Origin of the sequence: Atopobium sp. oral taxon 199 str. F0494 (assembly GCF_000411555.1) — a bacterium.
GTDB lineage: Bacteria > Actinomycetota > Coriobacteriia > Coriobacteriales > Atopobiaceae > Lancefieldella.
On the sequence record NZ_KE150486.1, the window covers coordinates 169,177 to 191,933 of the forward strand.

The window sequence follows — 22,757 nt, forward strand, 5'->3', positions numbered from 1 at the left end:
TCGGCGAGTGCGGTAATATAAACGGTGTATGGTGTAAATGTTGTATGGTCGTTGGGGAGAAGCCCTGACGTCATCGAAAGGAGCATTACATATGGCAGTAAAGGTTGCTATTAACGGCTTTGGCCGCATTGGTCGTCTTGCTTTCAGGCAGATGTTCGGCCATGAGGGTTCCGAGATTGTTGCTATCAACGATCTTACATCCCCTGAGATGCTTGCCTACCTTCTGAAGTATGACTCCACTCAGGGCAATTACGCTCGCGACCACAAGGTTGAGTCCACCGACCACTCCATTGTTGTTGACGGCCATGAGATTATCATCTACAAGGAGGCGGACGCAAACAATCTTCCTTGGGGCAATCTCAACGTTGACGTCGTACTTGAGTGCACCGGCTTCTACACTTCCAAAGAGAAGGCACAGGCCCACATCAACGCTGGCGCCAAGAAGGTCGTCATCTCCGCTCCTGCGGGCAATGATTTGCCAACCATCGTATACAACGTCAACCATGAGACCCTGACCGCAGATGACAACATCATCTCCGCGGCTTCCTGCACCACCAACTGCCTTGCTCCTATGGCAAAGGGCCTCAATGATTTTGCCCACATCGTTTCCGGCATCATGACTACCATCCACGCGTACACGGGCGATCAGATGATTTTGGACGGTCCGCAGCGCAAGGGCAATTTCCGCCGCTCTCGTGCGGGCGCTGAGAACATCGTTCCCAACTCCACCGGTGCCGCCAAGGCAATCGGCCTTGTTCTTCCTGAGCTCAACGGCAAGCTTATTGGCGCCGCTCAGCGCGTTCCTACGCCTACCGGCTCCCTTACCAACCTCTATGCCGTTGTTGACAAGAAGGTCACCGCTGATGAGGTCAACGCTGCTATGAAGGCGTATGCCCAGACCATTCCTGAGACGTTCGGCTACAACGAGGACCAGATCGTTTCTCGCGATATCGTCGGCGAGACCCATGGTTCCATCTTTGACGCTACGCAGACCATGTGCAACGATCTTGGCAACGGCCAGACTCTCGTTCAGGTTACCTCTTGGTACGACAACGAGAACTCCTACACTTCTCAGATGGTCCGTACCATCAAGTACTTCGAGAAGTTCGTTGCGTAAGCGCACGCATATGTGACGCCTTGGCGCGGTCGCAGCATCTGCCGCGACTGCGCCTTTTTATTAGAACTGTTTAGAACTGTTTGTCTGTGAATAATGGACCGCGGGCGCTTCTCGCGAGATAAGACGTGCCGGAGTCCAAAAAGTTTTGAGAGAAAGAGGATTGACATGGCTTTCACAAAGAAGACCGTTCGTGACGCCGATGTCGACGGTAAGCGTGTCCTGATGCGCGTTGATTTCAACGTGCCTTTGAAGGACGGCGTCGTGACCGATGACACCCGTGTCCGTGCAGCCCTGCCTACTATTCAGTATCTGCTTGATCACAACGCCAAGGTTATTTTGATGAGCCACCTCGGACGCCCTGACGGTACCGGCTTCCAGCCCGAGCTTTCACTGCGTCCTGCCGCCGAGAAGCTCTCCGAGCTTTTGGGCAAGCCCGTTCTGTTTGTGGAAGATACCTATGGCGAGAAGGCCAAAGAAGCCGTTGATTCCCTTGAGAATGGCCAGGTTCTCGTTCTTGAGAACGTCCGCTTTGACAAGCGCGAGAAGAAAAATGACCCGGAGATCGCAAAGATTCTTGCCTCCTATGGCGACATCTTTGTCCTCGACGCCTTCGGTACCGCTCACCGCGCGCAGGGCTCTGTGGTTGGACCTGCCGCGTACCTGCCTGCTTACGCCGGCTTCCTGCTTGAAAAAGAGGTAGATACACTGACCTCTATCTTCGCGGATCCCGCCCGTCCTTTCGTCGCCATTGTCGGCGGCTCTAAGGTTTCTTCCAAGATTGGCGTTCTCGATCACCTGATTGACTCTGCCGATACGCTCATTATCGGCGGCGGCATGGCGTACACTTTCTTCCTCGCTAAGGGCTATACCGTGGGAACTTCTCTTCAGGAGCCCGACTGGGTTGAGCCGGCAAAGAAGATGCTTGAAAAAGCAGAGGCTAAGGGCTGTAAGATTTTGCTCCCCGTTGACAACATTGTGGCTGACCACTTTGGCGAGGACGCGCAAGGGGAGGCTGTCAATTCTGACAACATTCCCGCTGACCGCATGGGTATGGACATCGGTCCTAAGACCGTGCAGCTGTATACCGATGCCATCGAGGGCGCGAAAACCGTTTTCTGGAACGGTCCGATGGGCGTTTTCGAGTTTGATCAGTTTGCAAAAGGAACTGAAGCGGTTGCTCGTGCTATCGCGGATTCTGATTGTACGTCCATCATCGGCGGTGGCGATTCTGTTGCCGCTATCAATAAGTTTGGTCTTGCCGATAAGATGAGCTGGATTTCCACGGGCGGTGGCGCCTCTATGGAGCTCGTTGAAGGCAAGGCTCTTCCTGGAGTGGAGGCGCTTCTCGATGCGTAACCGTATGATTGCCGGCAATTGGAAGATGAACAAGACGTTCTCCGAGGGCGTTGTCCTTGCTCAGGGCATTGTCGACGAGCTTGCAGGAGGGACCGGCGCCGTTGACGTTGTCATTGCTCCTCCCGCGGTCGACCTCAAGGGCGTTTCGGAGGTGCTCAATCAGGCCGGTTCTTCTGTGGCTCTTTCCGCGCAGAACGTGTATTGGGAAGAGTCGGGCGCGTATACCGGCGAGCTTGCTCCGGCGATGCTCGAATCTGTTGGCGCAACCTACTGCATCATTGGTCACTCTGAGCGTCGCGGCTACTTTGGTGAGACCGACGAGGACGTCAATCGCAAGGCCAAGGCGTTGATGGCTCACGGCATTACGCCCATTTCCTGCTGTGGCGAGCCTTTGGAGGTTCGTGAAGCCGGTGGTCACGTTGCGTTTGTCGTCGAGCAGATCAAGGCTGATACCGCAGGTCTTACAATTACTGACCCGTCCAAGTATGTTATCGCATATGAGCCTATTTGGGCTATCGGCACCGGCAAGACCGCTACGGCTGATGACGCGCAGGAAGTCTGCGGTGCTATCCGCAAGACGCTCGTCGAGATCTTTGGCGCTGAGACGGCACAGAGCATCCGTATTCTGTACGGCGGCTCGGCAAAGCCCGAGAACATCAACGGCTTCCTTGAGAAGGAGGACGTCGACGGCGCTTTGGTGGGCGGCGCGTCGCTCAAGACCGATTCCTTTGCCGCTATGGTAAAGAGCGCCATGAACTAAGGACGGGACGGCGTAGGCACTGGGCTTAAGGCGCTATGCGCTGAAGGTTGTTATGCGCTGCGAGTCTGAGGCCGTTATGCGCCACGAGCTTAAGGCGCTATGCGCTGCGAGCCTAAGGTGCTACGCACTGAAGCGTGGACATACGCATTTTGCGTAAATACACACATGTCGTGTCTCAAAAGGGCACGGCATGTGTTATTCTATTACGTCAGTTTGCGCTTGCCGATGTACGAGCTTCTCGCCGACCGGCCTGCGCGGCAAAAATGTAAGCATCAAAAGGAGACTTTTCGTGGGCGTACTGAATACTATTTTGCTTGTGCTGCTTTTCATTTCCGGCATTCTGACCGTTTTTCTGGTGCTGGCGCACTCAGGCAAGGGAACGGGCATCTCGGACATGATTGCCGCGTCCATGTACAATTCCAATGCGGGCACCGGCATTCTTGAAAAAAATCTTGACCGTCTGACTGTTATCACCACTGCAATTTTTATTATTTGCATCGTTATCATGGCGCTTACCTTCCCCTTGGGGACTATGGGTATTAATTAGCGTATTTGTCCTGCGTATTGTTATGGATTGGCGAGCCGGCGCTTGTGTTTTGAGCGCCGGTTTTTTATGCCTGTTAATGCATTTCCGAGAAACGAGAACAACTGGAAAAGCGAGAAGCGAGAAGCAAGAAGGGTCATCGAGAAATCCAGGCAGTTTTTCCTACGGTTTCAAACTTCCGGGGCTCCCAGTTTCCAAAAAAGTGCATGAGTTGTGATATGAAAACTCCTAAAAAAGGCATCAGTTGTGATAAATCCCCTAAAAATGTCATGAGTTGTGAAATCTTTTTATCACAACTGTGGCACTTTTTTGGAAATGGTAGGGAAGCGGCGCAGGAGCGGCGCGGAAGCGGCATAGAAGCGGCAGGGAATTCGAAGGGCATCAAGCAAAACGGCGAGAAGTGACTTTCCAAGCGATGCCAAAAGCCGCGCGCTGTCACAGTGCCTTGTTACGTTGTGTTTATTATGTTGCGGTTGTTACGTAATTGTTTCTTCTTGCACAAGTAATTAAAAAGGGCGTATATTCATATGAATATTTGTAGGCCAATAAACGGAATAGGTGATTTTATGGCTAACAGTCTGACCCGTCGATCTTTCTTTGAGGTTTCTGGTCTTGCTGCAGCAGGTCTTGGACTTACCGCCTGCGGTGGTGGCAACGGAACTCAGGGAGGCTCCGGCGATACGGGAGTTGAGCCACAGGACGGCTCTCCGGCAACGACCGCTCTCGACAAGCTTCCGCTTCCTGAGAAGGGTAAGACCTACAACAACCCTAAGAAGCGCGACGAAGTCAAAGACGACGGTACGGTAACGCTTGCTATCAACGAAGTCGGCCCTAACTGGAACTATTCAAGTCTTGAAGGTAATACAACCTACATGAACTGGATGTGGTCTTTGTATATGCCTATTAATCTGGTTAGTGCCGATGCGACTGGCTCTACGTACACTCCTAAAGCCGACTACATCAAATCACTTTCTTCCGATGAGTCTTCAGGTAAGCAGATTATTACCGTTGTGTATGCCGATCAGGCTAAGTTCAACGACGGCACTGATATCGACTGGAAAGCGTTTGAGACTGTATGGAAGTGTCTCTCTGGTCAGAGTGAGGACTATCAGGTTGCCGCTACTGACGGCTGGGATAAGATTGAAACGGTTGCTCAGGGTGATACCGCCAAGACCGCAGTCGTTACTATGAGAGAGCCGGTTTATCCGTATGAAGCTATCGTAAGCATGGTACTTCACCCGGATATCGTTGACGTTGATACGTTTAACAGCGGATTCTTGAATAATCCGCATGTTGAATATGGCGCTGGTCCTTACATCGTTGATTCGTTTGATGACACTCACGCCACATTCAAGCCCAATCCTAAGTGGTGGGGAGATGCTCCTAAATCCACGACGGTAACATATAAGCAGATGGAAGCTCAGGCTACCTTCAATGCGTTCAAAAACGGCGAGATTGACTCTGTTGGTACGGGCCTTTCCGGTACCGCTGAGATGCTTTCCAACTTTAACAGCATGGATGACGCTCAGATTCGCCGTGGTCTTTCTACTTCTATTGCGGTTATTGAGATCAATTCTACGCGTGGAGCGCTTCAGGATCTTGCGGTCCGTAAGGCGTTCTGCCAGGCAGTTGACCCTGCGACTATTGTTTCTATCGTCTTCCAGGGTGTCAACTGGTCCGAGGATGCTCCGGGCTCTATGCTTATCCCTTATTGGGCAGACGGCTATGAGGACAATCGTCCCGATGATCTGAAGAATCTTAAAGACGCTTCCGCTCGTACCGCAGCTGCAAAGAAGACGCTTGAAGATGCAGGCTATACTGCGGGCTCTGATGGTATCTATGCAAAGGGCGATACCAAGGCAAGCTTCTCCTTTACCACCTTTGGTGACTCCACAACCGTTAAGAACCGTTCCGCTGCTATTCAGAAGATGGCAAAAGACGCCGGTATCCAGGTTGACATTGACAACCACGCCTCTTCTGAGTTCTCTAAGATTTTGAGCTCTGGCGCATGGGACACCTGTCTCTTTGGCTGGAACGGCACCACAACCTCCATTTGGAATGGTGTCCAGCTCTATGGTTCTGAGTCCTCTTCCAACTTTGGTAAGCAGGGTACCGCTGAGACCGATGCCGAGTTTGCGAAGGTTCCTTCTATCAAAGACAAGGCCGAGCAATTCAAGCAGTGCAACGCTACCGAGAAGAAGCTGATGGAGACGTACGCCTATCTGCCTCTGTTCACCGGTCCTGACTGCTCTGTTGTCAAGAAGGGTCTGGCAAACTACGGTCCTGCGCTCTTTGAGGATCCGGCTGTTACCAACCTTGGTTGGCAAAAGGACTAACTGCTATTGCGCTGGAATTTCGTGAAGGGTTTTGCTGAGAAAAACTTTCTTGATTTTCTCGCGTGCAGCGCAGTGGAATGTGTTAGTATATCCCTCGCTGCAAGGCATGTCGGAGTGGCGGAATTGGCAGACGCGCTAGCTTGAGGTGCTAGTGACTTACTAAACGGTCGTGCGGGTTCAAGTCCCGCCTCCGACACCATGGAAATGCGGCGGACCTCTTCGGAGGTCCGCTTTTTGTCTGAATGTGACGTAATCATCTAAGCGGGCGTGTATCCTGCAGTGCCCCGCAGCGCCCTTCAATATTCTGCAGCGTCTTTCCTTTGTAAACAGCTCGTTTCCAAATGTTAAACAATCTGTTTCCACATATTAAACAACATGTTTCCGGCTAAAGACCCATTTTTTGATTTGTTACAGTGAGCAAATCAACTGTTCGTCTCGTAATGGAATGGGTGATCTTATGGCTTACAGTAATCTTTCCCGCCGTTCGTTTTTGACGCTTTCCGGTGCTGCGGCTGCAGGGCTTGGCCTTGCTGGGTGCAACAACGGCGCGGCCAACGATGGCAATAAAGCGTCCGGCGATGTTGAGCCACCGGAAGGAAGTCCGGCTACCACAGCCCTTGATAAGCTTCCTATCCCCGAGAAAGGCAAGGTCTACATCAACGCCAAGACGCGCGATGAGATTAAGGATGGCGGCACGCTCACCCTTCCCATTATCGAGATTGGACCGGACTGGAATTACCTCAATGTAGCTGGCAATACGCTCTACATGCACGAGCTCTGGAATTACTACATGCCTGCTCTTTGCGTTTTGGGTGACGCTACGGGCTCTAAGATTGAGCCCAATCCCGACTTCATTAAGTCCATCAAGGTGGATGAGAGTAGCGGTAAACAGGTCATTACGGTTGAGTATGCCGAGAAGGCCGTCTTTAATGACGGCACTCCAATAGACTGGCAGGCGTTTAACGCCGTTTATACCGTTATGAGTGGTAAAGACGAAGCGTACACTCCCTCTGCGACCGATGGTTACGACAAGATTGAAAGCGTTGCCAAGGGCGCGACTGACAAAATCGCCGTTGTTACCATGACGGAACCGGTCTATCCCGCCGAGGCGCTTTTTGGCACTGCACTGCACCCATCGGCAGCCGATCCCGACACCTTCAATAATGGCTGGGCTAATGAGCCGCATGTGGATTGGGGTGCTGGCCCGTTTACCATCGACTCCTTCAGCGACACTCAGGTGACCCTCAAGCCCAATCCTAACTGGTGGGGAGACGCTCCTAAGCTCGATACCATCGTCTTCAAGCAGATGGAGTCGCAGGCGCTCTTCAACGCCTTCAAGAACGGCGAGATTGATACGACCGGTGTGACTCAGTCTGGCTCTGCCGAGATGCTCTCCAACTTCAACAGCATGGAAGACGCGCAGATACGCCGTGCTTACGGCAAGTCGGTCTACAACATTGAGATTAACGCCACGCGCGGTGCCCTTACCGACATCAATGTTCGTAAGGCTTTCTGCCAGTCCATCGACCCCGCGGTCATTGTCTCCATTATCTTCCAGGGTGTTAACTGGCAAGAAGAGGCTCCGGGCTCGTTGCTCCTTCAGACGTGGTCCGATGGTTATGAAAACAACCTGCCCTCCGATGTCAAAGACCTTACTGACAGCGCCGCCCATGTCGCCGCTGCCAAGAAGACCCTTGAAGCTGCAGGCTATGCGCTTGGCTCTGACGGCATCTATGCTAAGGACGACACCAAGGTCACCTTCGCTTTCACGACGTTCGGAGATTCGGCTACCACCAAGAACCGCGCAGCCGCAGTTCAGAAGATGGCTAAGGACGCGGGTATTGAGGTCACCATTGACAATCACCCGTCTTCCGAGTTTTCTAAAGTGTTGGTTTCCGGTGACTGGGACACCTGCATGTTCGGGTGGAGCGGTACTGCGACTTCTATCTGGAATGGCGGACAGCTCTACGGGTCTACGTCTGAGTCCAACTTTGCCAAGTGCGGAAGCGCGGAGATTGACGCCGATTTCGCCAAGGTTCCCTCTATCGCTGACCACGCCGAGCAGGTCAAGGCGAGTAATGATGCCGAGAAGAAGAGCATGGCCTCTTACGGTTACCTACCCGTCTACTCCGGACCTGAGGTCATTGTTGTCAAGAAGGGCATTGCGAATATCGGACCTAACCTGTATCTTGACATCCGCACCGAAGATATCGGCTGGGAGAAATAGACGGCGAGAAGTGGCTTCGGTGGTCCTCCACCGGGCTCGGTTGGCTTCAGTCGACTTCGCCGACCGCTAGCTGTAAACGCCCTCAACCGTCTTCAGCAGGCTTCAGTACCTAGCCTCCTTGTTTTACAGCACGCTAAAGCGGACTCTTCGGGGTCCGCTTTTTCATGCCTTATGAGCCCTCCATGCCCTATAAGCTCCTCATGTCAGCCCAGTTTGCGGCCATTCCATTTTCATGTCAGCTCAGTTTTTCTTACTATTTCAGCTTTTCTATGATGTCCCATAATTATGGGACAGTCGCTCATTTGCCGATTTTACATAGTGACCGCGCGTGTTTAGCTGTTCACATCGGCTGTCCGCGCCCATCGGCCGCACCCGCGCGTACCCGCCACGCTCCAGCGCGCGCTAGACGGAATGCCTGTCGCCATGTGATTCGTGGCACAATAACATCTGAAAAAGAAAGGCGGCGTCTATGGCAGAACAAGAACTGAGCGTACGATCCATTGACGGTATCGTTGAAGGCAGTGTTACCGCGACGCTTGCGCGTATTTTGCAGCTCGTGGGAGACGCCGTTATTGTTTTTGACCAAGAGGGACGGGTACTTCTCGCCAATGACGAAGCTGTCAGACTGTTTGAATACCACGAAAGAAACCTTATAGGATCTGATATCCGCACCTTCTTTACGCCTGGCGACGCGGAAGATCGGTCGACGGCATTTGACGCGGAGGCGCTCCCATTCCCAGTTGACGGAAGCACAGCGCTTGTAACGGTCGCGGACGCCGCCGGTGAACCATTGACGCTGCGCGTGCGTTCTGAGCGGGCAGGGGCGCCCACAGAGGCTTTTGTGCTTGTTGTTGTACCGGTGAGTGACGAGGCGACGTCTGAGCGAGAAGAACAGCGCACCATAGAGGAGCTCCGCCGGGCAAACAAGCGGCTTTCCGGAGCACTTAATATCGTGTTGGATACGCTTGATTCCGAAAATATGGGGCAGTTGCTTGAGCGTGTCATCGCTGAGATTGCTGACACTATGGAGGCCGACGGTTCCCTCATCTATCTTGCGGAACATGATGGCTTTCACCTACATGGGACAACCGAGTCTATCGCGCGCTCATCGGCGCCGCGGTTTGTGGGGTACGGGCATCTGATAGAAAATCTCTGCGCGGATACGGGCCATGCGCTCAGGCTGCGCGTGGCGCCGCCGAATCCTCAGGATTTGCGTGCCGGACGCCTGACCTCTCGTGATGTAGTCAACGACGATACGCGTGAGGTGTATGAGGTTGCGGTTCGTCATTTGCCGCCGTTCGTCAGTTTTATCGCGGTACCTGTGTGGTTTGGTGGTCAGATTATAGCGCTGATTGAAGTGGGCTGGAAAACCGTGCATCCCCTGAATTCTGACGACACGCGCCTGCTTGATTCCATCTCAAATTACCTTTCAGTGCAGTTGGTGGGTGCGCTTTCTACGATGCGGACGCAACGGCGCAATGAGTTGCGTGAGCTTGCGCTTGATGTTCGCAACCGTTTGACGGCCGCTGCCGGCGCTCAAGAGGGTGGAGCCAGCAGAGTTCTGCCCGAGGTCATGCAAGAGGTGGCAGAGGCTCTCGATGCCGTGGTATATCCTGTCGTGTGCTGCGAAGTGTCCGGCAGGCCTGTAGTTCACCCCGCGGACGCTCCGGTATTTGAGCTGCCCGCTGGTTTAGGGGAGATTTCCGAGAAGGACGAGGAAGCTCAGGTCATAGCCATTGCTCCCGACTCTGTCATAAGTGAGGAACTCCGCGCTTTGCAGCAACCGTGCATAGGCGCGGCTCTTCTCGCTGGGAAAATAGAAGACAAGCGCCGGACCTGGCTTTTCTTGCGGCCGTATGATTCGGAGCCTATGAGCGACATCGACCTTGAATTGCTGCAGCGCGTGGCTCTCAATGTGAGGGCTATTGTGGCGGGCGCGGAAGAAAGCAAGCAAAACAAGCGTATCTCGCAGGCGCTGATGACAGGCATGAAGAATGAACTGCAGCATATTGATGGTATCGAGGCGCAAGGAATCTATTCGTCCGCGACCGCGGCAGCCTTTGTCGGCGGCGATTTCTACAGCCTTGTGAGACTTTCGGGACGTCGAGCCTGCGTTATTATGGGCGATGTTTCCGGTAAGGGCATTGAAGCCGCCTCCGTGTCATCGGCCGTGAAGACGGCGCTTTCCGCATACGCGTGGGAGGGGATTGGTCCTGCTCGCATGGTGGCGAATCTAAACGAGTTTCTTTTGGGCTTCTCGCGCATCGAAACGTTTGCGACGTTGTTTGTCGGCGTGGTCGATTTGGCGAAGGGCGTGTTGACATACTGTTCAGCGGGACATCCACCCGCGGCGCTTGTGCGCGCCGCTACGGGCGAGGCGCAGCTTTTGGATGTGCAGTCCGGTGTCGTGGGAGCGTTTCAGGATATGACATACAAAAACGGCTACGTTGAGCTGCGTAAAGATGACGTTTTATTTCTGTACACCGACGGTACGACTGAGGCGAGAAGCCCCGAGGGTGCATTTTTTGGCGAGACGGGCTTGCGTGACATGGTCATGAGTGAAGTTCCTCATGGCTTTGAAGGACTGCTTGACCGCTTTTTGGCGACGCTGGATGCCTATACAGGACGCAGCCTTGAAGATGACGTTGCTATGGTCGCCTTGCGGTTTTCCGGGCTGCCGGCGTAGCGCGTCGCGCGGTAGCGTAACGCTTGCGTTGGCGATGTGCCAGCGACGTGGAGCGTGGTTCCTGCATTGGTGATGCGGAGCGTGGCGCGCTGTGCTCTGCGCTGAAATAAATGCACGTATGTGGGAACAAAGCCTGTATGCGCACAAAACCAAACATAGCCTTGCTTTCTGTAAACTCTGATCTTGATGTCACCGCAGTTCCTGCAGTGCGACGCGAGGTCGAAGAGCTTTTAAATCAAGGCTGTCAGCGTATCGTGTTGAACATGGCCGATGTATCCTACATTGATTCGGCCGGCATGAGCTTTATCATGTGCGCCTTGCGCCGTGTTCGTTCAACCGGTGGACTTATGAGCCTTACCAATGTGTCGCAGCCGGTGTTTCGCTGTCTTTCGCGTATGCGTCTGGTTGATTTTATGCCAGTGACACGCGTTGGCGCGCATGCGCACGTTGCTCCTTTGGATCCTAGGGTGCGTCCGCTTTGGCAGACGACGTTTCGGGTGGACCCTTCCGCGCTGTACGCTGCCCGCGCTCGTGTGGATGAACTTCTCGCCAGCGTACCGTTTTCAAGCGACGCGATGTTTGACCTCAAGCTCGCGGTGGGCGAGGCTCTTGGCAATGCCGCGGATCATACGTGTGAGGGTGGCATCTTAACAACCGTTGCAATGTATCCCGATCGTGTAACGGTGGACGTCGCTGATTGCGGCAGGGGATATGCGCTGGCAGACGATGAGGAACCTCCCGACGTTGATTGCTGTGCTGAGAGGGGTCGCGGTATCAAGCTGATGCGCTTGCTGACTGATGCTGTGTCGATTTCGGTCAAGCCGTCGGGCAAGGGGACTGTGGTGCATCTTGTGAAACTGGTGCGTTCGTGATTCTTTACAACGCTTGATATAGATTTTCACAACTTGGTATAGATCTTCACAAAACGTCCGGTAGTAACTTTCAAAAAAACACCTGACACCAATCGGTACCAGGTGTTTTGAACGTTCGCTGGAGGCGAGACCCGGATTCGAACCGGGGATAAAGGCTTTGCAGGCCTCTGCCTTACCACTTGGCCATCTCGCCGAAGATGCCGTATAAAAAAGGCCGATCGAAACCGGCCGAAAATTCATGGAGCGGGCTACGGGGTTCGAACCCGCGACCTCAACCTTGGCAAGGTTGCGCGCTACCAACTGCGCTAAGCCCGCGAAGCGCGAGGAATAATATACGCAAACCGCGCGGCCAATGCAAGCGAAAATCACAAATTCACCCAAACTTTTTGTCAATCGTATGGTCGATTTCGTAGAAAGCCAGCTCTTATGCAGGGCAATAAACATGAACGCTCATCAAAGCGCAGAAATATCGTATCCTAGAGAAGCTGGCGGCTGATTGGATTTGCTTCATGCTCTTTATTCTTGCGTCACTTATCGCGCTTATATTTGTCGCGTGGCTCGTAGTGCGCGGCTTTGCGAATGCGTTTTATTTCTTCGCGCGTTGGCTTTCCGGCGGTGAAAAACTGGACGCTGAAACAACGTTGAGCGTATCAGGTAAGTTGCATTCCACTAAAAAAGAGAGAGAACAGTATCTTGACGTCCTGCATATAGGCTGGTATCAGGTGGTTATTCTCTTTGTAGGCGGCAGTATGGCAGGCCTTCTGTTGGAGGAGATATGGATGCTTGTGACCGCCGGCCTGACCGAGTCGCGCGTAGGCCTTGTATGGGGACCGTTTTCCCCGCTGTATGGTACGGGCACTGTGCTTCTGACGGTTATCTGTTATTGGCTTCGCAGGCGTCATGTCTCCAACCTCGTGGTTTTTCTCGTTTCAGCCTGCATCGGCGGCATCCTTGAGCAGGTTACCGGGTGGGGTATGCTGACGTTTTTCCATACGCAATCGTGGAGCTACGCGCATTTGCCCGATCACATCACCGAATTTGTCGCCTGGCGGTTTTTGTTTTTCTGGGGACTTCTCGGGCTTGCCTGGTGTCGCTTTGTCATGCCGCGTGCGCTCTATCATATTGGCGAGCCAACTTCCAGGCGTCAGGCAATTTTCATCACGCTTATTTCGGTATACGTTGTCGCTGACGTGTGCATGACTGTTGCGTGTTTTACGCGCGCCACCGCGCGCGATGCGGGAGTTTCTCCGCATAACGCTTTCGAGGAGTGGGTGGACACGCATTATTCAAACGAGTTCATTTCCGCGCGGTTCCAGAATATGTCCGTTCACGTTGAGGGGACCAAGTAGTATGGCTGACGAGAAGAACCTCCACTCCCCGCAAAATTCCCGCTCCTCGCAAGACCTCAACCCTCCGCGAGACCTCAGTTCTCTGCAAAACCCTTACTCTCCGCAGGGGGAGAAAAAGGAACGTGAGGTATACCTCGATTTTGCTGCGGCAACGCCTATGGCTCCCGAGGTCGTTGAAGCGATGCTGCCTTATTTTACGGATCGCTTTTTTAACCCCTCCGCTCCATATGCTGCAGCCCGAGCGGTTCGAGATGAAGTTGAGCGAGCCCGCGCAAAACTGGCTCATACCATCGGCGCCCGTCCTGACAATATCGTTTTGACTGCCGGCGCCACGGAAGCAAACAACCTGGCTTTTGCTACGGTGTCCGATGATGGACACGTCATCGTAGACGCTATCGAACATGAAAGCGTGCTTGCCTGCGCAAATACTTTCAGCCATACAACCCTGCGTGTCGGAGCGGACGGCCGTGTGGATCCAGATCGTGTTGCAGCGGCCATCCGACCTCAGACTGAGCTCATTTCAATCGAGCTCGCAAACGGCGAGATTGGTACCATCCAGCCGATTCGCGAGATAGCCGCCGTAGCGGCGCGCGAGCGCAGCCGCCGCCTCAAAGCAGGGGAGACCCGTCCGCTTCATGTGCATGCCGATGCATCGCAGGCAGCTGCTACGCTTTCAGTGAATATTTCTTCACTTGATGTTGATATGCTTACGCTCTCCGCTGCAAAAGTCTATGGTCCCAAGCAGGTGGGGTTGTTGTGGGCTTCCGACAGCGTAAGGCTTCGGCCGCTGGTGCTGGGAGGCGGACAGGAGGGAGGCGTGCGCTCAGGAACGGAAAACGTAGCCGGCGTCATTGGCTTTGCCTGTGCGCTTGAACGCGCGCAAGCACATCAAAAGGAAGAAGCGCGCCGCCTTGCTCATCTGCGCGACCTCCTGCAAGCACAACTTGCGCATGAGTTTCTCGACATGGTAGTTTCAGGTCCAAAAAACGCGAAACTTCGTCTTCCGAGCCTGCTACATGTGGCGTTTCCGGGAGTTGAGGCGCGCCGCCTCGTAATTTTGCTTGAGCGCGAAGGCGTCTCGGTGGGAACAGGTTCGGCCTGCGCGGCATCAAAAATGCAAATATCTCATGTCCTTGAGGCAATCGGAGCATCGCATGAGGCGGCGGCGGGAAGCCTTCGCCTTACCCTCGGACGCACGACCACGCAAGACGATATCGTCTATGCCGCCTCCGCACTAATGCGCGCTGTTCATGCGGAGCAGGCTCGCGGCGCCGCATTCACGAACACGCTTCGCATGGCAAAGAGGAGCGCCAATGACTAAGACGGTATACCTGGGTATGAGCGGCGGCGTTGATTCGGCGCTTTCGGCTGCCCTTCTGTTGGAGCAGGGCTATGACGTCAGGGCTGTTTATATGCGCAACTGGTCGCAAGACCTGCCGGGATTTCGTTGTCCGTGGGCCGACGATTTGGCTGACGCGGAACGCGTGGCCGTCTCTCTCGGCATCGACTTGGCCGTTTGGGATTGCGAGAAGGAATACCGGGAAACAGTCGTTGACTACCTGCTTGACTCCTACGCCCACGGCTATACGCCCAATCCCGATGTCATGTGCAATCAAACGGTCAAGTTTGGCACCTTTGCCGAGCGCGCCTTTGCTGAAGGGGCCGATTATGTGGCAACAGGTCATTATGCTCGCGTGGCGTATGGCGAGAAGAACGTCCAAGGCGTGCACCATGCAAGGGTAGACGGTACTTCTCGCGAAGCAAGTATTTCTTGTCTCATGCGCGCCGCTGATGAGTACAAAGACCAGACGTACTTCCTCTGGCGTGTGCCGGGGCGTCTTTTTGAGAAGACAATCTTTCCGATTGGTGATATTCCCACAAAAGCCGAGGTACGCGCCATGTGCGCCGAGCGTGGCCTGGGTATTGAGAACAAGCCTGATTCCGACGGTATCTGTTTTATCGGACCGGTAGGACTCCGTACGTTTTTGCTGAATGCGCTTGAGCAAAAAGAAGGCGATATCATTGAATGGGAGAGCGGCAAAAAGCTCGGCGAGCATGACGGCGCGTTTTTGTTTACCGTCGGACAGCGCAAGGGGTTGTCGATTGGCGGCGGACCTGCTCGCTACGTCGTAGCAACGGATACCGATACAAACATCGTGTATGTGACGGCGGACAACAAAAGCCCGGCGCTTTGGACGCAAATGATGGATATCGCTGATACGCATTGGATTTCAGGAAGCGCTCCTGCAGATGGAAGGTATACGGTGCGCACGCGTCACACCGGAGAGCTGCGTTCTTGTCTGCTGACAAAGACAGGAGACGCAACCGCGCGCATTACCTATGAATCGCCGGTTCGCACGGTGGCTCCCGGTCAGTCAGCCGTTTTGTATGATGGGCTGGTGTGTGTAGGCGGAGGAATCATTGAGCGAGACGATGGACTTCTCGCCCAGTTCAAAGAATAAACGGTTACTAGAAAGCAGTCAGTCGCCAGGAAGTAAACGGCCGCCAGGGGATAAACAGCACCAGGGGACAGGCAATCGCCAAAGAGGAAACAGTCGTGTTGTCTCGGTGAGGATTGCCCGTCACGGGTATACTTAACAGGTCAGAAAAGAAATTCCGGGGATAGACGTCAAAGAGTCCGAGGAGGTGTTCATGGGTCGTTTGGAAGATTCTGCCGCATCAAAGCCTCTTGCTACAGCAAAAGCCAAAGCCACAGCTAAAGCCAAAGCAAAGGCAAAGCGCTCAGAGTCCCAAAAAGAGCCTCAAGACACTGCGTCCGTGGACGCTGGCGTTGCGACTTCTGCGCCTAAGACCTCCCAATCCGCAGCTGCCGAATCCGGACACACAAACCGCCCAAAGGTTAAGGTGGCAACTAAGGTATCGGTCGCGCCAAGCCCTGCCACCGAGTCGGTTGAGGACGCCCGCAAAAGCTACGGACAGGTTCGCAAAAGCGTTCTGTTTCTTGTACTTGTTACCGTTTTGTACGGCATCTACATTGTGTTTTCCGGTCAGTTTGACGAGTTTGTCGGCGCTCTTGCTGGTGTTGATACCGGTTGGCTCATTGCCGGAGCATTCGCTTACTTCACCTATTATTTTTTAGGCATTCTCGCTTATATCATTTCGGTTATTACGGATCCTAACTGTCCCGTTGGCATACGCGACCTCATGAGCGTTGAAGCGGCGGGCATCTTCTTCATGAACCTGACCCCCAACGGTGCGGGAGCCGCGCCTGCGCAGATTTTTCGTCTTACTCGCGCGGGTATTTCCGTGGGACAGGCAGGAGCGCTTCAGTTTACGCGCTTTGTGATGTATGAAGCGGGCGAGGGGATATTTGCTGCTCTTATCCTGCTCTTTAGGTTCAATTACTTCTTTGAGCAGTTCGGTGACGTTACCATTGTCGGCGTGGTATTGTTTGGCGCAAAGATCCTCATGGTGGGAGGCATGCTTGCTATCTGCTTGCTTCCGCGCATGGTCATTGCCGTAGGTAACTGGGGGCTCCGGGTTCTCTCACGCTTCAATATCGTGAAGCGCTACGACCATTGGTATGAGATCATCAACACGCAGGTACATGAGTTTTCATCAGGATTCAAAAACGCCGCCAAGAATGTTCCCGAGATGCTTGCAGTGCTTGTTATCACTCTGTTTCAGCTTGGCTGTCTGTACTCGCTGCCGTATTTTGTACTGCATGCCTTGGGACAGCCCGCAGACCTTTTGACCTGTCTGGCGTCCGGCTCTATGCTTGAACTTCTCACCTCGGCAATTCCGCTTCCCGGTGGCACCGGTGGCGCTGAAGGTGGCTTTGCCTTTCTTTTTGGACATATGTTTGGCGAGAAAATCGCGGCGGGTTTTGTGCTTTGGCGTGCCATCGAGTATTTCCTCCCCACGCTCTTTGCCTCCATGCTTTTGGGTCTGCGTTCCCATGGCGGTCCAACAGTGTATCGGCGCTGGACGCAAGCTGTGTCTTCACTTTCCGCTTTCATTTCTGGCGAGAAGCGCCTGGGGCAGAAAAAGCCCGCTTCGGCCGGTGGTATCCGTGTCAAGATGGGAGCCAAGGCCAAAAAGAAGTAGGTCGTACGAAGAAAGTTGCAAATGGCACTTGCATGTGCTGTGGGTTTTGTCGTACCATATCCCTCGCTGCAGGTGCGGTATCGCGGCTTGCTTGTGCTTGCCGAGCATACGGTATGCAGCTCATATAAGGGCGTTTAGCTCAGGGGGACGAGCGCTTCCCTGACACGGAAGAGGTCACAAGTTCAAATCTTGTAACGCCCACCAACTGTTCACAGGTCAGAGGCTTAAAGCTTCTGGCCTGTTTTGTTTTGCCGCAAATCCCGCCGCAAAATTGCCGCAAAAGCTCAGAGTTTCCCTCTAAGACAAGGAAAGGAGACCCGCTTTCGCGAGCCTCCTCATAGCTCAAACGCGCTTCCTTTGTAGCCGTGGAATTGCGCTCCTAACCTTCTACAGGCAACCCCTCAGAGGTAACCCCTGCGCTGCCCATGTAGGCGTCCGACGCCTCGGATACGTCTTGGACTGCGCTGGCAACCACCTGCCCGAAAGACTTTGCGTAAGCCCCGCTCTCGTCATCGAGCATCGAGTTGCACGTATCGGTGAGTGAGGAGAGGGCGTCCTCGCAGCGCTCGATGTACGAGGCGGCATCGTCGTGCAAGTCGATGCCCTGTCTGTTGACGTTGGCATAAATCATGCGGGCTAGCGTGTAGTTGCCGTCCTTCTGCTTGGCCTCCCTGACAAGCTGGGCGGCCTCGGCCTGTGTGAGGTCGATGAGGGAGAGGAACTGCATCGTCTCTAGGCTAACGTCACGGGGACGGGGCGCGAATGATGCACTACGCTGCTTGGTGTACTCGTCCATAGCCTTTTGTGCGGTCGCCTTGAAGGCCGCCTTAGCGTCCGAAATCTGCTTGTCATAGGCGGCGTTGTTCTGCTTGTAACCCTCCTCGCCCACGATACGGTCACGCAGGTTCTGACGGTTGCCCTCCTTGAAGCGGCGCGCTTCATCTATCTTTGTCTGCGCTTGGGCAGCGGCGGTGCTGATGGTAGTGATGGTCTTTTTGACTGAATCTCTGTAGCTCATGGTGTTCTCCAATCTTGTTGTTTGGTCTATTTGTCGGCGGGGAAGATGTCGCTGAGGTCACCGAAAAACTTGCGGTTCAACCTGCGGTCTGTCGCGGCGCGCTCCATGCTCTCGGTCTGGTCGGTGAGACGAACAACGTTCTGAATAATCGAGTTTGCAGCAGAGAGGCGCACACTGGGAGATGCTTCCTTGTCGGTCATAATTTCGCAGATGACATCTACGGCGTCCGAAAACTTGGACTGCAGAGCCTTAACGCCTGTATCGAGAAGCTCGTGCCTCGCTGTCGTGTACAGCTCCACGAACTCGGGGTCGGACTTGTAGGCGCGCAAGGTGGACTCTCCCATACCCGCGACCCTTGCCGCCTCTTTTGTGGTGTTACAGGCTACCAGAGCCGCTACAGCGCGCTCGTAGTTATTCTTTGACATTGTGTGTACTTACCTTTCCTAGTAACAAGGCGCTTAAAATCGCTTAGAAGCGCTAATAAACTGATATTCGCTGTTCAGAATGGGCAGTCGGACAAGTCGGGTTCCCCTGCGGGTTTTCTGTTCCATGCGCGTGAGGCTTCATGCCCATACGATTCACTGACCCTCTTTGAGATGCGCAGAAGGTAAGCCCGCCAATCGTGGATGGGGTTTCCCCTCTTATCAGTAAAGCCTCTACTCTTAAGCCTTTCGTATTCGTCGCCGTAGGGTTCCGGTACGTCGTTCTCTTCCATGAACCTAGCCCACTCGTCTTTGGAGGGAAAAACTGCAGTCGATTTGCCAAAATCGACCATATCTTTTTTATTGAAACGTTCTATTGGTTTTAATGGGGCAACAACTTTGTTGCGCTTTAACCCCGGATTTGTTGCGCTTTTTGTCGAAAACGTTGCGCATTCTTCACTGATTTGTTGCGCATTCTGATTTACACCTCCTCTGGTATTGGGCAACGAATCTGTTGCGCATTCCCTTGGTAGGTTGAGGGTGTACGTTGCCGCCCGCCCTCTGTGACCCTCCCTCACCCTTGTGATTACGGGCACGGGGGAGCCGTCCTTGCCCCTAAACGTCTTTCGCGTGAGCGAAGTGAGCTTGTTACGTACGTTGTTTTCGGAAAGCCCACACTCGGCGGCAATCTCGCTCACTGGTCGCCAAATCTCCCTGTCTCTGTCTTTCTGGTAACGCATCAGGGAGATGAGCACGACAAGCTCTTTTCCGCTCACGTTGGCCTCTGTCAAGGCGGCGAGCATTCCTGCCCATACTCGCGTGAATGGCTCGCTCTCGCCGCTCATATCCGTGACCTCAACCCATGAGGCCGTCGTAGGCGTGTGTGCGGCGCTCGATGAGCGTACGGCACGCGGGTACCTGTGCCACAAGCAAGCGGGCGAGGGCGGGGACGTGGTTGTTGTTGACCTTGGTCGTACGTCCGTGGCTGTCGGTGAACTCACGCCTGCGAACCTTCTCGGCAAGCTCCTGCATACCGAACTTCCGCCCTTGGGAGGAATAGCCTTGTGCCGTCTTGACCATGTATGACCAGGCGCCCTCGTTCTCCTTGACCCATTCGGCTGCCTCGTGGGCGAACCTTCTGTGCCTCTCGGCTATCATTTGTGAGGAGGCGTCTACAAGCTCCTCGCTCTCGGCCCTTGTGGCGGCTGCGACCGCTACGGGGGCCGTTCCCTTTCTAGTGGGCATCGGTCATCGCCTCGCTTAGGCCGAGTCTTTCAAGGACATCCACCGTGTTGAAGCGGTAGCGATTGCCAATCCTTACGCAGGAAAGCTTTCCAGAGCCTGCCATTCGTTGAATATGCCTCTCGCTAACCCCTGCGAGTGCCGCAACGGTTGGCGTGTCGATAAGGGCGGGGAGACTGCCTGCTCCGTCTCGCACCTGCTCGATAGTGAATCGTGAGTTGTGCGGGGTTCTAAGCCCCGCCGTGATTGTGCTCATGTCTTTCTCCTAGGTCGATTTACTGACTATCTCGTACCGGTACGACACATAAGGTATCACAGAGAAACCGCAGTTAGATTGGTACATAAACCGACTGAGTAGGAAGAAATCCCGCGTTATTTTTCGGGTCTCCGAGAGGTTTTAGGCACTCGGAAACATGACCCGAAAAAATGGGCGAGAGGTTTTTCGCCCCGTCGCCCATTTGATCTGATGAGATATTTTTTATCTACACAAAAACGTCACAAAACGATTGTTACACGCTCTGTCCTTCGTCTGCAACATGAGTGGCCCGCTTCGTGACTGCCGCGTTGAAGGCTGTAACTGCATCTCGCAGCTCATTTCCGGCCTCTATGACTTGCGCGTTGTTTCTGCTTTTCCTTGCCTTATACATACGCCTCCACGCCTCAGCAACTTCAAGGAAGGCCACCAAATCAGTCTGGGTCGCCTGTGTGCGCCTCTCGTCTAGCACCGTTAACGCGGCCACGTCGCAGAGCGATTCCACTTCGTCATGGAAGAGGTAATAGCAAACGTTCGATAGGATACAGTCCATGCCCTTTATGTAGGCTTCTTCCGCCGTATCCTTGGTAAGCTCGTCAAGCACTACCTTTCGCGCTGTCTCCTCGGGTATGCCATAGCGTTTTGCAATCAATGTAGCGAGATATGCGACGAGCTTCTCTGCCTTATCTCTGTTGAGTGATGAGGGGTCGTCGCTCCAATTCTTGACTGTCTCCGGTGACTTAAAGCCTACTCCTTGGGCGACCTCTGCTTGTCCTACGCCCGATAGAAGCTCGGTGCGGATTGCCTCAATGCGTCCCGGTTCCACCTCACCAAGTGGCTTATTGTCGTTGGGAACGGGCAAGCTGCGTTCCTTCAACTCTTCAATGAGATTGCTCATTTGTCATCGGTTCCCGTCTTCAAACGTATGATTGTTGCGTCTTTTGGTTTGCGCTCCATTGCCTCGCTCACGGTCTCCGCTGCCCTGCGCTTGGCGTCCGGGTCTGCACTTGCATAGATGTTCAGGGTCATTGCGGCGTTGGTGTGCCCCAGTATGCTTGATACGCTCTTCACGTCTACACCCTCGGAAATCGCCGCCGTGGCGAACGTGTGTCTCAGGTCGTGGAACGTGGGGACCCTGCCTTGGGTGCCCACTAGGCCGAGTGATGCCGCAATGGCCTTCCAAGCCTCCCAGAGGGCGTGTGGGGCCAAGTTTGTACCGTCCATCCTGCCCAGAACGTACAGGTCATTCGAGAAGGGGATTCCGCCTTCTAGACACTGCCTGACCATCTCGGTACGCTGTGTCTTAAGTGCCTCGATAATAGAATCAGATACCGGAATGTCGCGCCTGCTACCCCCTGTCTTAGGCTCCTTCACATAGGTTTTGCCTCTATCCCTGCCTATTACGGTGCGAACCCTGATTACATCCGATTCGAGGTCAACGTTCTTCCATTGGAGGCCGCAAATCTCGCCTTCTCTCATACCAGTGAAGAGGGCGAGCCTGATTCCAAGGTTCACGGGGCTGGATGCTGCTATGTCCAGAAACGAGACAAGCCGTGCTCTCTGGGCGGTGTCCAATGCGTTTGGCTCCTTCTTTGGAATCTTGGGGAGCTTCACGGTGCGTAGGGGGTTCTTGACTATGCGCCCCGTATCCTCTGCGTGGGTCATTGCCGCTTTAAGGAGGTTGAAAGCCTTTCGCACGGTGGAAGCTGCATAGCCGTTGGAAACCATCGAGTTAACCCATGCCTGGGCGCTTTCGGCGTTCAATTCTTCGAGCCTTAGGGAACCAAGCTCCCCGTCAATGTGCTTCAACATCGCGTGATAGACGGTCACGGTTGACCTCTCGATTGACTCGGAAGCCTCTAGGGTATCGACGTAGCGCGTCACGTAGTCTATTACGGTTTCCGCTGGTGCGAGGATACTCGCGCTTACGGCTTCTGCCTCCATGTCATCGCGCCATTTGTCTAATTCCTTGCTTGCCTCGCGTTTGCCCTTAGCATCGAGGGACTTCTCCCTCTTGCGCCACTTCCCGCTCTCGTCCTTGTAGGAGAGGACGCCAATCCAACCCCTGCCCTTGCGCTCCCTTAGGTAGGCTGATGAGTAGAACATCGTTCCTCCTTGCCGCAAAATGCGCCGCAATATCGCCGCAAAATATCTACTTCGTTATTGTACGCTATTTACGGTACATACGGAATATGACATATAGATACAGGTAGAAAACTCGTAACTGTCGCGTTGATATTTCCTGTTCGGCAACATAAAAAGACTGACACGGAAGAGTTAACAAGTTCAAATCTTGTAACGCCCACCACAAGTTCGCAGGTCATCGGGTTTCTCGATGACCTGTTTCTTAAGGTTCAGATATGTTTAATACTATAGACGGAGAAACCATACTCCTTGGCGTACAGATGTTTCAATAGTCGATGCAAGTCTCTATTGATTATGACTATAGATTTCAAATGGCGTCGGAGGTTATTGCTAGCTGAAATTATCATATCGGTAGCTGCTTC

The 22,757-nt window shown here is 53.9% G+C and carries 20 protein-coding genes and 4 tRNA genes; 15 read left to right on the forward strand and 9 right to left on the reverse strand.

What is annotated here, in order from left to right:
* Positions 1–91 precede the first annotated feature (91 nt).
* From gap to HMPREF1527_RS00735, 10 genes are all read left to right on the forward strand, one after another.
* Positions 92–1,117 (forward strand): type I glyceraldehyde-3-phosphate dehydrogenase, encoded by a 1,026-nt coding sequence (gene gap / locus HMPREF1527_RS00690; protein ID WP_016476781.1) that lies wholly within the window; start codon positions 92–94, stop codon positions 1,115–1,117.
* A 165-nt stretch (positions 1,118–1,282) separates the two neighbouring features.
* A complete protein-coding gene (pgk, locus tag HMPREF1527_RS00695; RefSeq protein ID WP_016476782.1) occupies positions 1,283–2,473 on the forward strand; it encodes a phosphoglycerate kinase in 1,191 nt (396 codons plus the stop codon).
* The gene (gene tpiA, locus HMPREF1527_RS00700; RefSeq protein ID WP_016476783.1) at positions 2,466–3,233 is read left to right on the forward strand and encodes a triose-phosphate isomerase; all 768 of its coding nucleotides are present in this window, start codon (positions 2,466–2,468) and stop codon (positions 3,231–3,233) included. The genes pgk and tpiA overlap by 8 nt, the downstream gene beginning before the upstream one ends.
* A 289-nt stretch (positions 3,234–3,522) precedes the next feature.
* Positions 3,523–3,780, forward strand: coding sequence for a preprotein translocase subunit SecG (secG, locus tag HMPREF1527_RS00705; protein WP_016476784.1), 258 nt, complete (start codon positions 3,523–3,525; stop codon positions 3,778–3,780).
* 215 nt (positions 3,781–3,995) lie between these two features.
* Complete coding sequence (locus HMPREF1527_RS00710; protein WP_016476785.1) at positions 3,996–4,181, forward strand: hypothetical protein; 186 nt, start codon at positions 3,996–3,998, stop codon at positions 4,179–4,181.
* 162 nt (positions 4,182–4,343) lie between these two features.
* Positions 4,344–6,113 carry an ABC transporter family substrate-binding protein gene (locus tag HMPREF1527_RS00715; protein ID WP_016476786.1) on the forward strand — a complete coding sequence of 590 codons (1,770 nt, stop codon included), beginning with the start codon at positions 4,344–4,346 and terminating at the stop codon, positions 6,111–6,113.
* Between the two features lie 108 nt (positions 6,114–6,221).
* Positions 6,222–6,312, forward strand: a tRNA-Leu gene (locus HMPREF1527_RS00720).
* Positions 6,313–6,570: 258 nt separating this feature from the next.
* Positions 6,571–8,340: an ABC transporter family substrate-binding protein gene (locus HMPREF1527_RS00725; RefSeq protein WP_016476787.1), complete on the forward strand. Its 1,770-nt coding sequence runs from the start codon at positions 6,571–6,573 to the stop codon at positions 8,338–8,340.
* A 469-nt stretch (positions 8,341–8,809) separates the two neighbouring features.
* Positions 8,810–11,026, forward strand: coding sequence for a SpoIIE family protein phosphatase (locus tag HMPREF1527_RS00730; RefSeq protein ID WP_016476788.1), 2,217 nt, complete (start codon positions 8,810–8,812; stop codon positions 11,024–11,026).
* Between the two features lie 137 nt (positions 11,027–11,163).
* Positions 11,164–11,898: an anti-sigma factor antagonist gene (locus HMPREF1527_RS00735; RefSeq protein ID WP_016476789.1), complete on the forward strand. Its 735-nt coding sequence runs from the start codon at positions 11,164–11,166 to the stop codon at positions 11,896–11,898.
* Between the two features lie 119 nt (positions 11,899–12,017).
* On the opposite strand, the gene HMPREF1527_RS00740 is transcribed toward HMPREF1527_RS00735, so the two are convergent.
* Both HMPREF1527_RS00740 and HMPREF1527_RS00745 read right to left on the reverse strand, forming a co-directional pair.
* A tRNA-Cys gene (locus HMPREF1527_RS00740) sits at positions 12,018–12,091 on the reverse strand.
* 46 nt (positions 12,092–12,137) lie between these two features.
* A tRNA-Gly gene (locus HMPREF1527_RS00745) sits at positions 12,138–12,213 on the reverse strand.
* 194 nt (positions 12,214–12,407) lie between these two features.
* Here HMPREF1527_RS00745 and HMPREF1527_RS00750 point away from each other — a divergent pair.
* The 5 genes from HMPREF1527_RS00750 to HMPREF1527_RS00770 all read left to right on the forward strand — a co-directional run bounded on the left by HMPREF1527_RS00750 (position 12,408) and on the right by HMPREF1527_RS00770 (position 17,519).
* Positions 12,408–13,247 (forward strand): putative ABC transporter permease, encoded by an 840-nt coding sequence (locus HMPREF1527_RS00750; RefSeq protein WP_016476790.1) that lies wholly within the window; start codon positions 12,408–12,410, stop codon positions 13,245–13,247.
* 1 nt (position 13,248) lies between these two features.
* The gene (locus HMPREF1527_RS00755) at positions 13,249–14,568 is read left to right on the forward strand and encodes a cysteine desulfurase family protein (RefSeq protein ID WP_016476791.1); all 1,320 of its coding nucleotides are present in this window, start codon (positions 13,249–13,251) and stop codon (positions 14,566–14,568) included.
* Positions 14,561–15,709, forward strand: a complete 1,149-nt coding sequence (mnmA, locus tag HMPREF1527_RS00760) for a tRNA 2-thiouridine(34) synthase MnmA (protein WP_016476792.1) — start codon at positions 14,561–14,563, stop codon at positions 15,707–15,709. Before HMPREF1527_RS00755 ends, mnmA begins: the two co-directional genes overlap by 8 nt.
* Before the next feature lie 190 nt (positions 15,710–15,899).
* Complete coding sequence (locus HMPREF1527_RS00765; protein WP_016476793.1) at positions 15,900–17,315, forward strand: lysylphosphatidylglycerol synthase transmembrane domain-containing protein; 1,416 nt, start codon at positions 15,900–15,902, stop codon at positions 17,313–17,315.
* A 128-nt stretch (positions 17,316–17,443) separates the two neighbouring features.
* Positions 17,444–17,519 (forward strand) — tRNA-Val (locus HMPREF1527_RS00770).
* Positions 17,520–17,694: 175 nt separating this feature from the next.
* Here the strand turns inward: HMPREF1527_RS00770 and HMPREF1527_RS00775 are convergent.
* From HMPREF1527_RS00775 to HMPREF1527_RS00805, 7 genes are all read right to left on the reverse strand, one after another.
* The gene (locus HMPREF1527_RS00775) at positions 17,695–18,333 is read right to left on the reverse strand and encodes a hypothetical protein (protein ID WP_016476794.1); all 639 of its coding nucleotides are present in this window, start codon (positions 18,331–18,333) and stop codon (positions 17,695–17,697) included.
* A gap of 26 nt (positions 18,334–18,359) precedes the next feature.
* Positions 18,360–18,758 carry a hypothetical protein gene (locus tag HMPREF1527_RS00780; protein WP_016476795.1) on the reverse strand — a complete coding sequence of 133 codons (399 nt, stop codon included), beginning with the start codon at positions 18,756–18,758 and terminating at the stop codon, positions 18,360–18,362.
* A 74-nt stretch (positions 18,759–18,832) separates the two neighbouring features.
* A complete protein-coding gene (locus HMPREF1527_RS00785; protein WP_016476796.1) occupies positions 18,833–19,600 on the reverse strand; it encodes a hypothetical protein in 768 nt (255 codons plus the stop codon).
* A 10-nt stretch (positions 19,601–19,610) separates the two neighbouring features.
* Positions 19,611–20,000, reverse strand: coding sequence for a hypothetical protein (locus HMPREF1527_RS00790; protein ID WP_016476797.1), 390 nt, complete (start codon positions 19,998–20,000; stop codon positions 19,611–19,613).
* A complete protein-coding gene (locus HMPREF1527_RS00795) occupies positions 19,990–20,253 on the reverse strand; it encodes a helix-turn-helix domain-containing protein (protein WP_016476798.1) in 264 nt (87 codons plus the stop codon). Before HMPREF1527_RS00795 ends, HMPREF1527_RS00790 begins: the two co-directional genes overlap by 11 nt.
* Before the next feature lie 253 nt (positions 20,254–20,506).
* Entirely contained in the window at positions 20,507–21,148 is a 642-nt protein-coding gene (locus HMPREF1527_RS00800) for a hypothetical protein (protein ID WP_016476799.1), read from the reverse strand.
* Entirely contained in the window at positions 21,145–22,356 is a 1,212-nt protein-coding gene (locus HMPREF1527_RS00805; RefSeq protein WP_016476800.1) for a tyrosine-type recombinase/integrase, read from the reverse strand. The genes HMPREF1527_RS00800 and HMPREF1527_RS00805 overlap by 4 nt, the downstream gene beginning before the upstream one ends.
* Between the last annotated feature and the right edge of the window lie 401 nt (positions 22,357–22,757).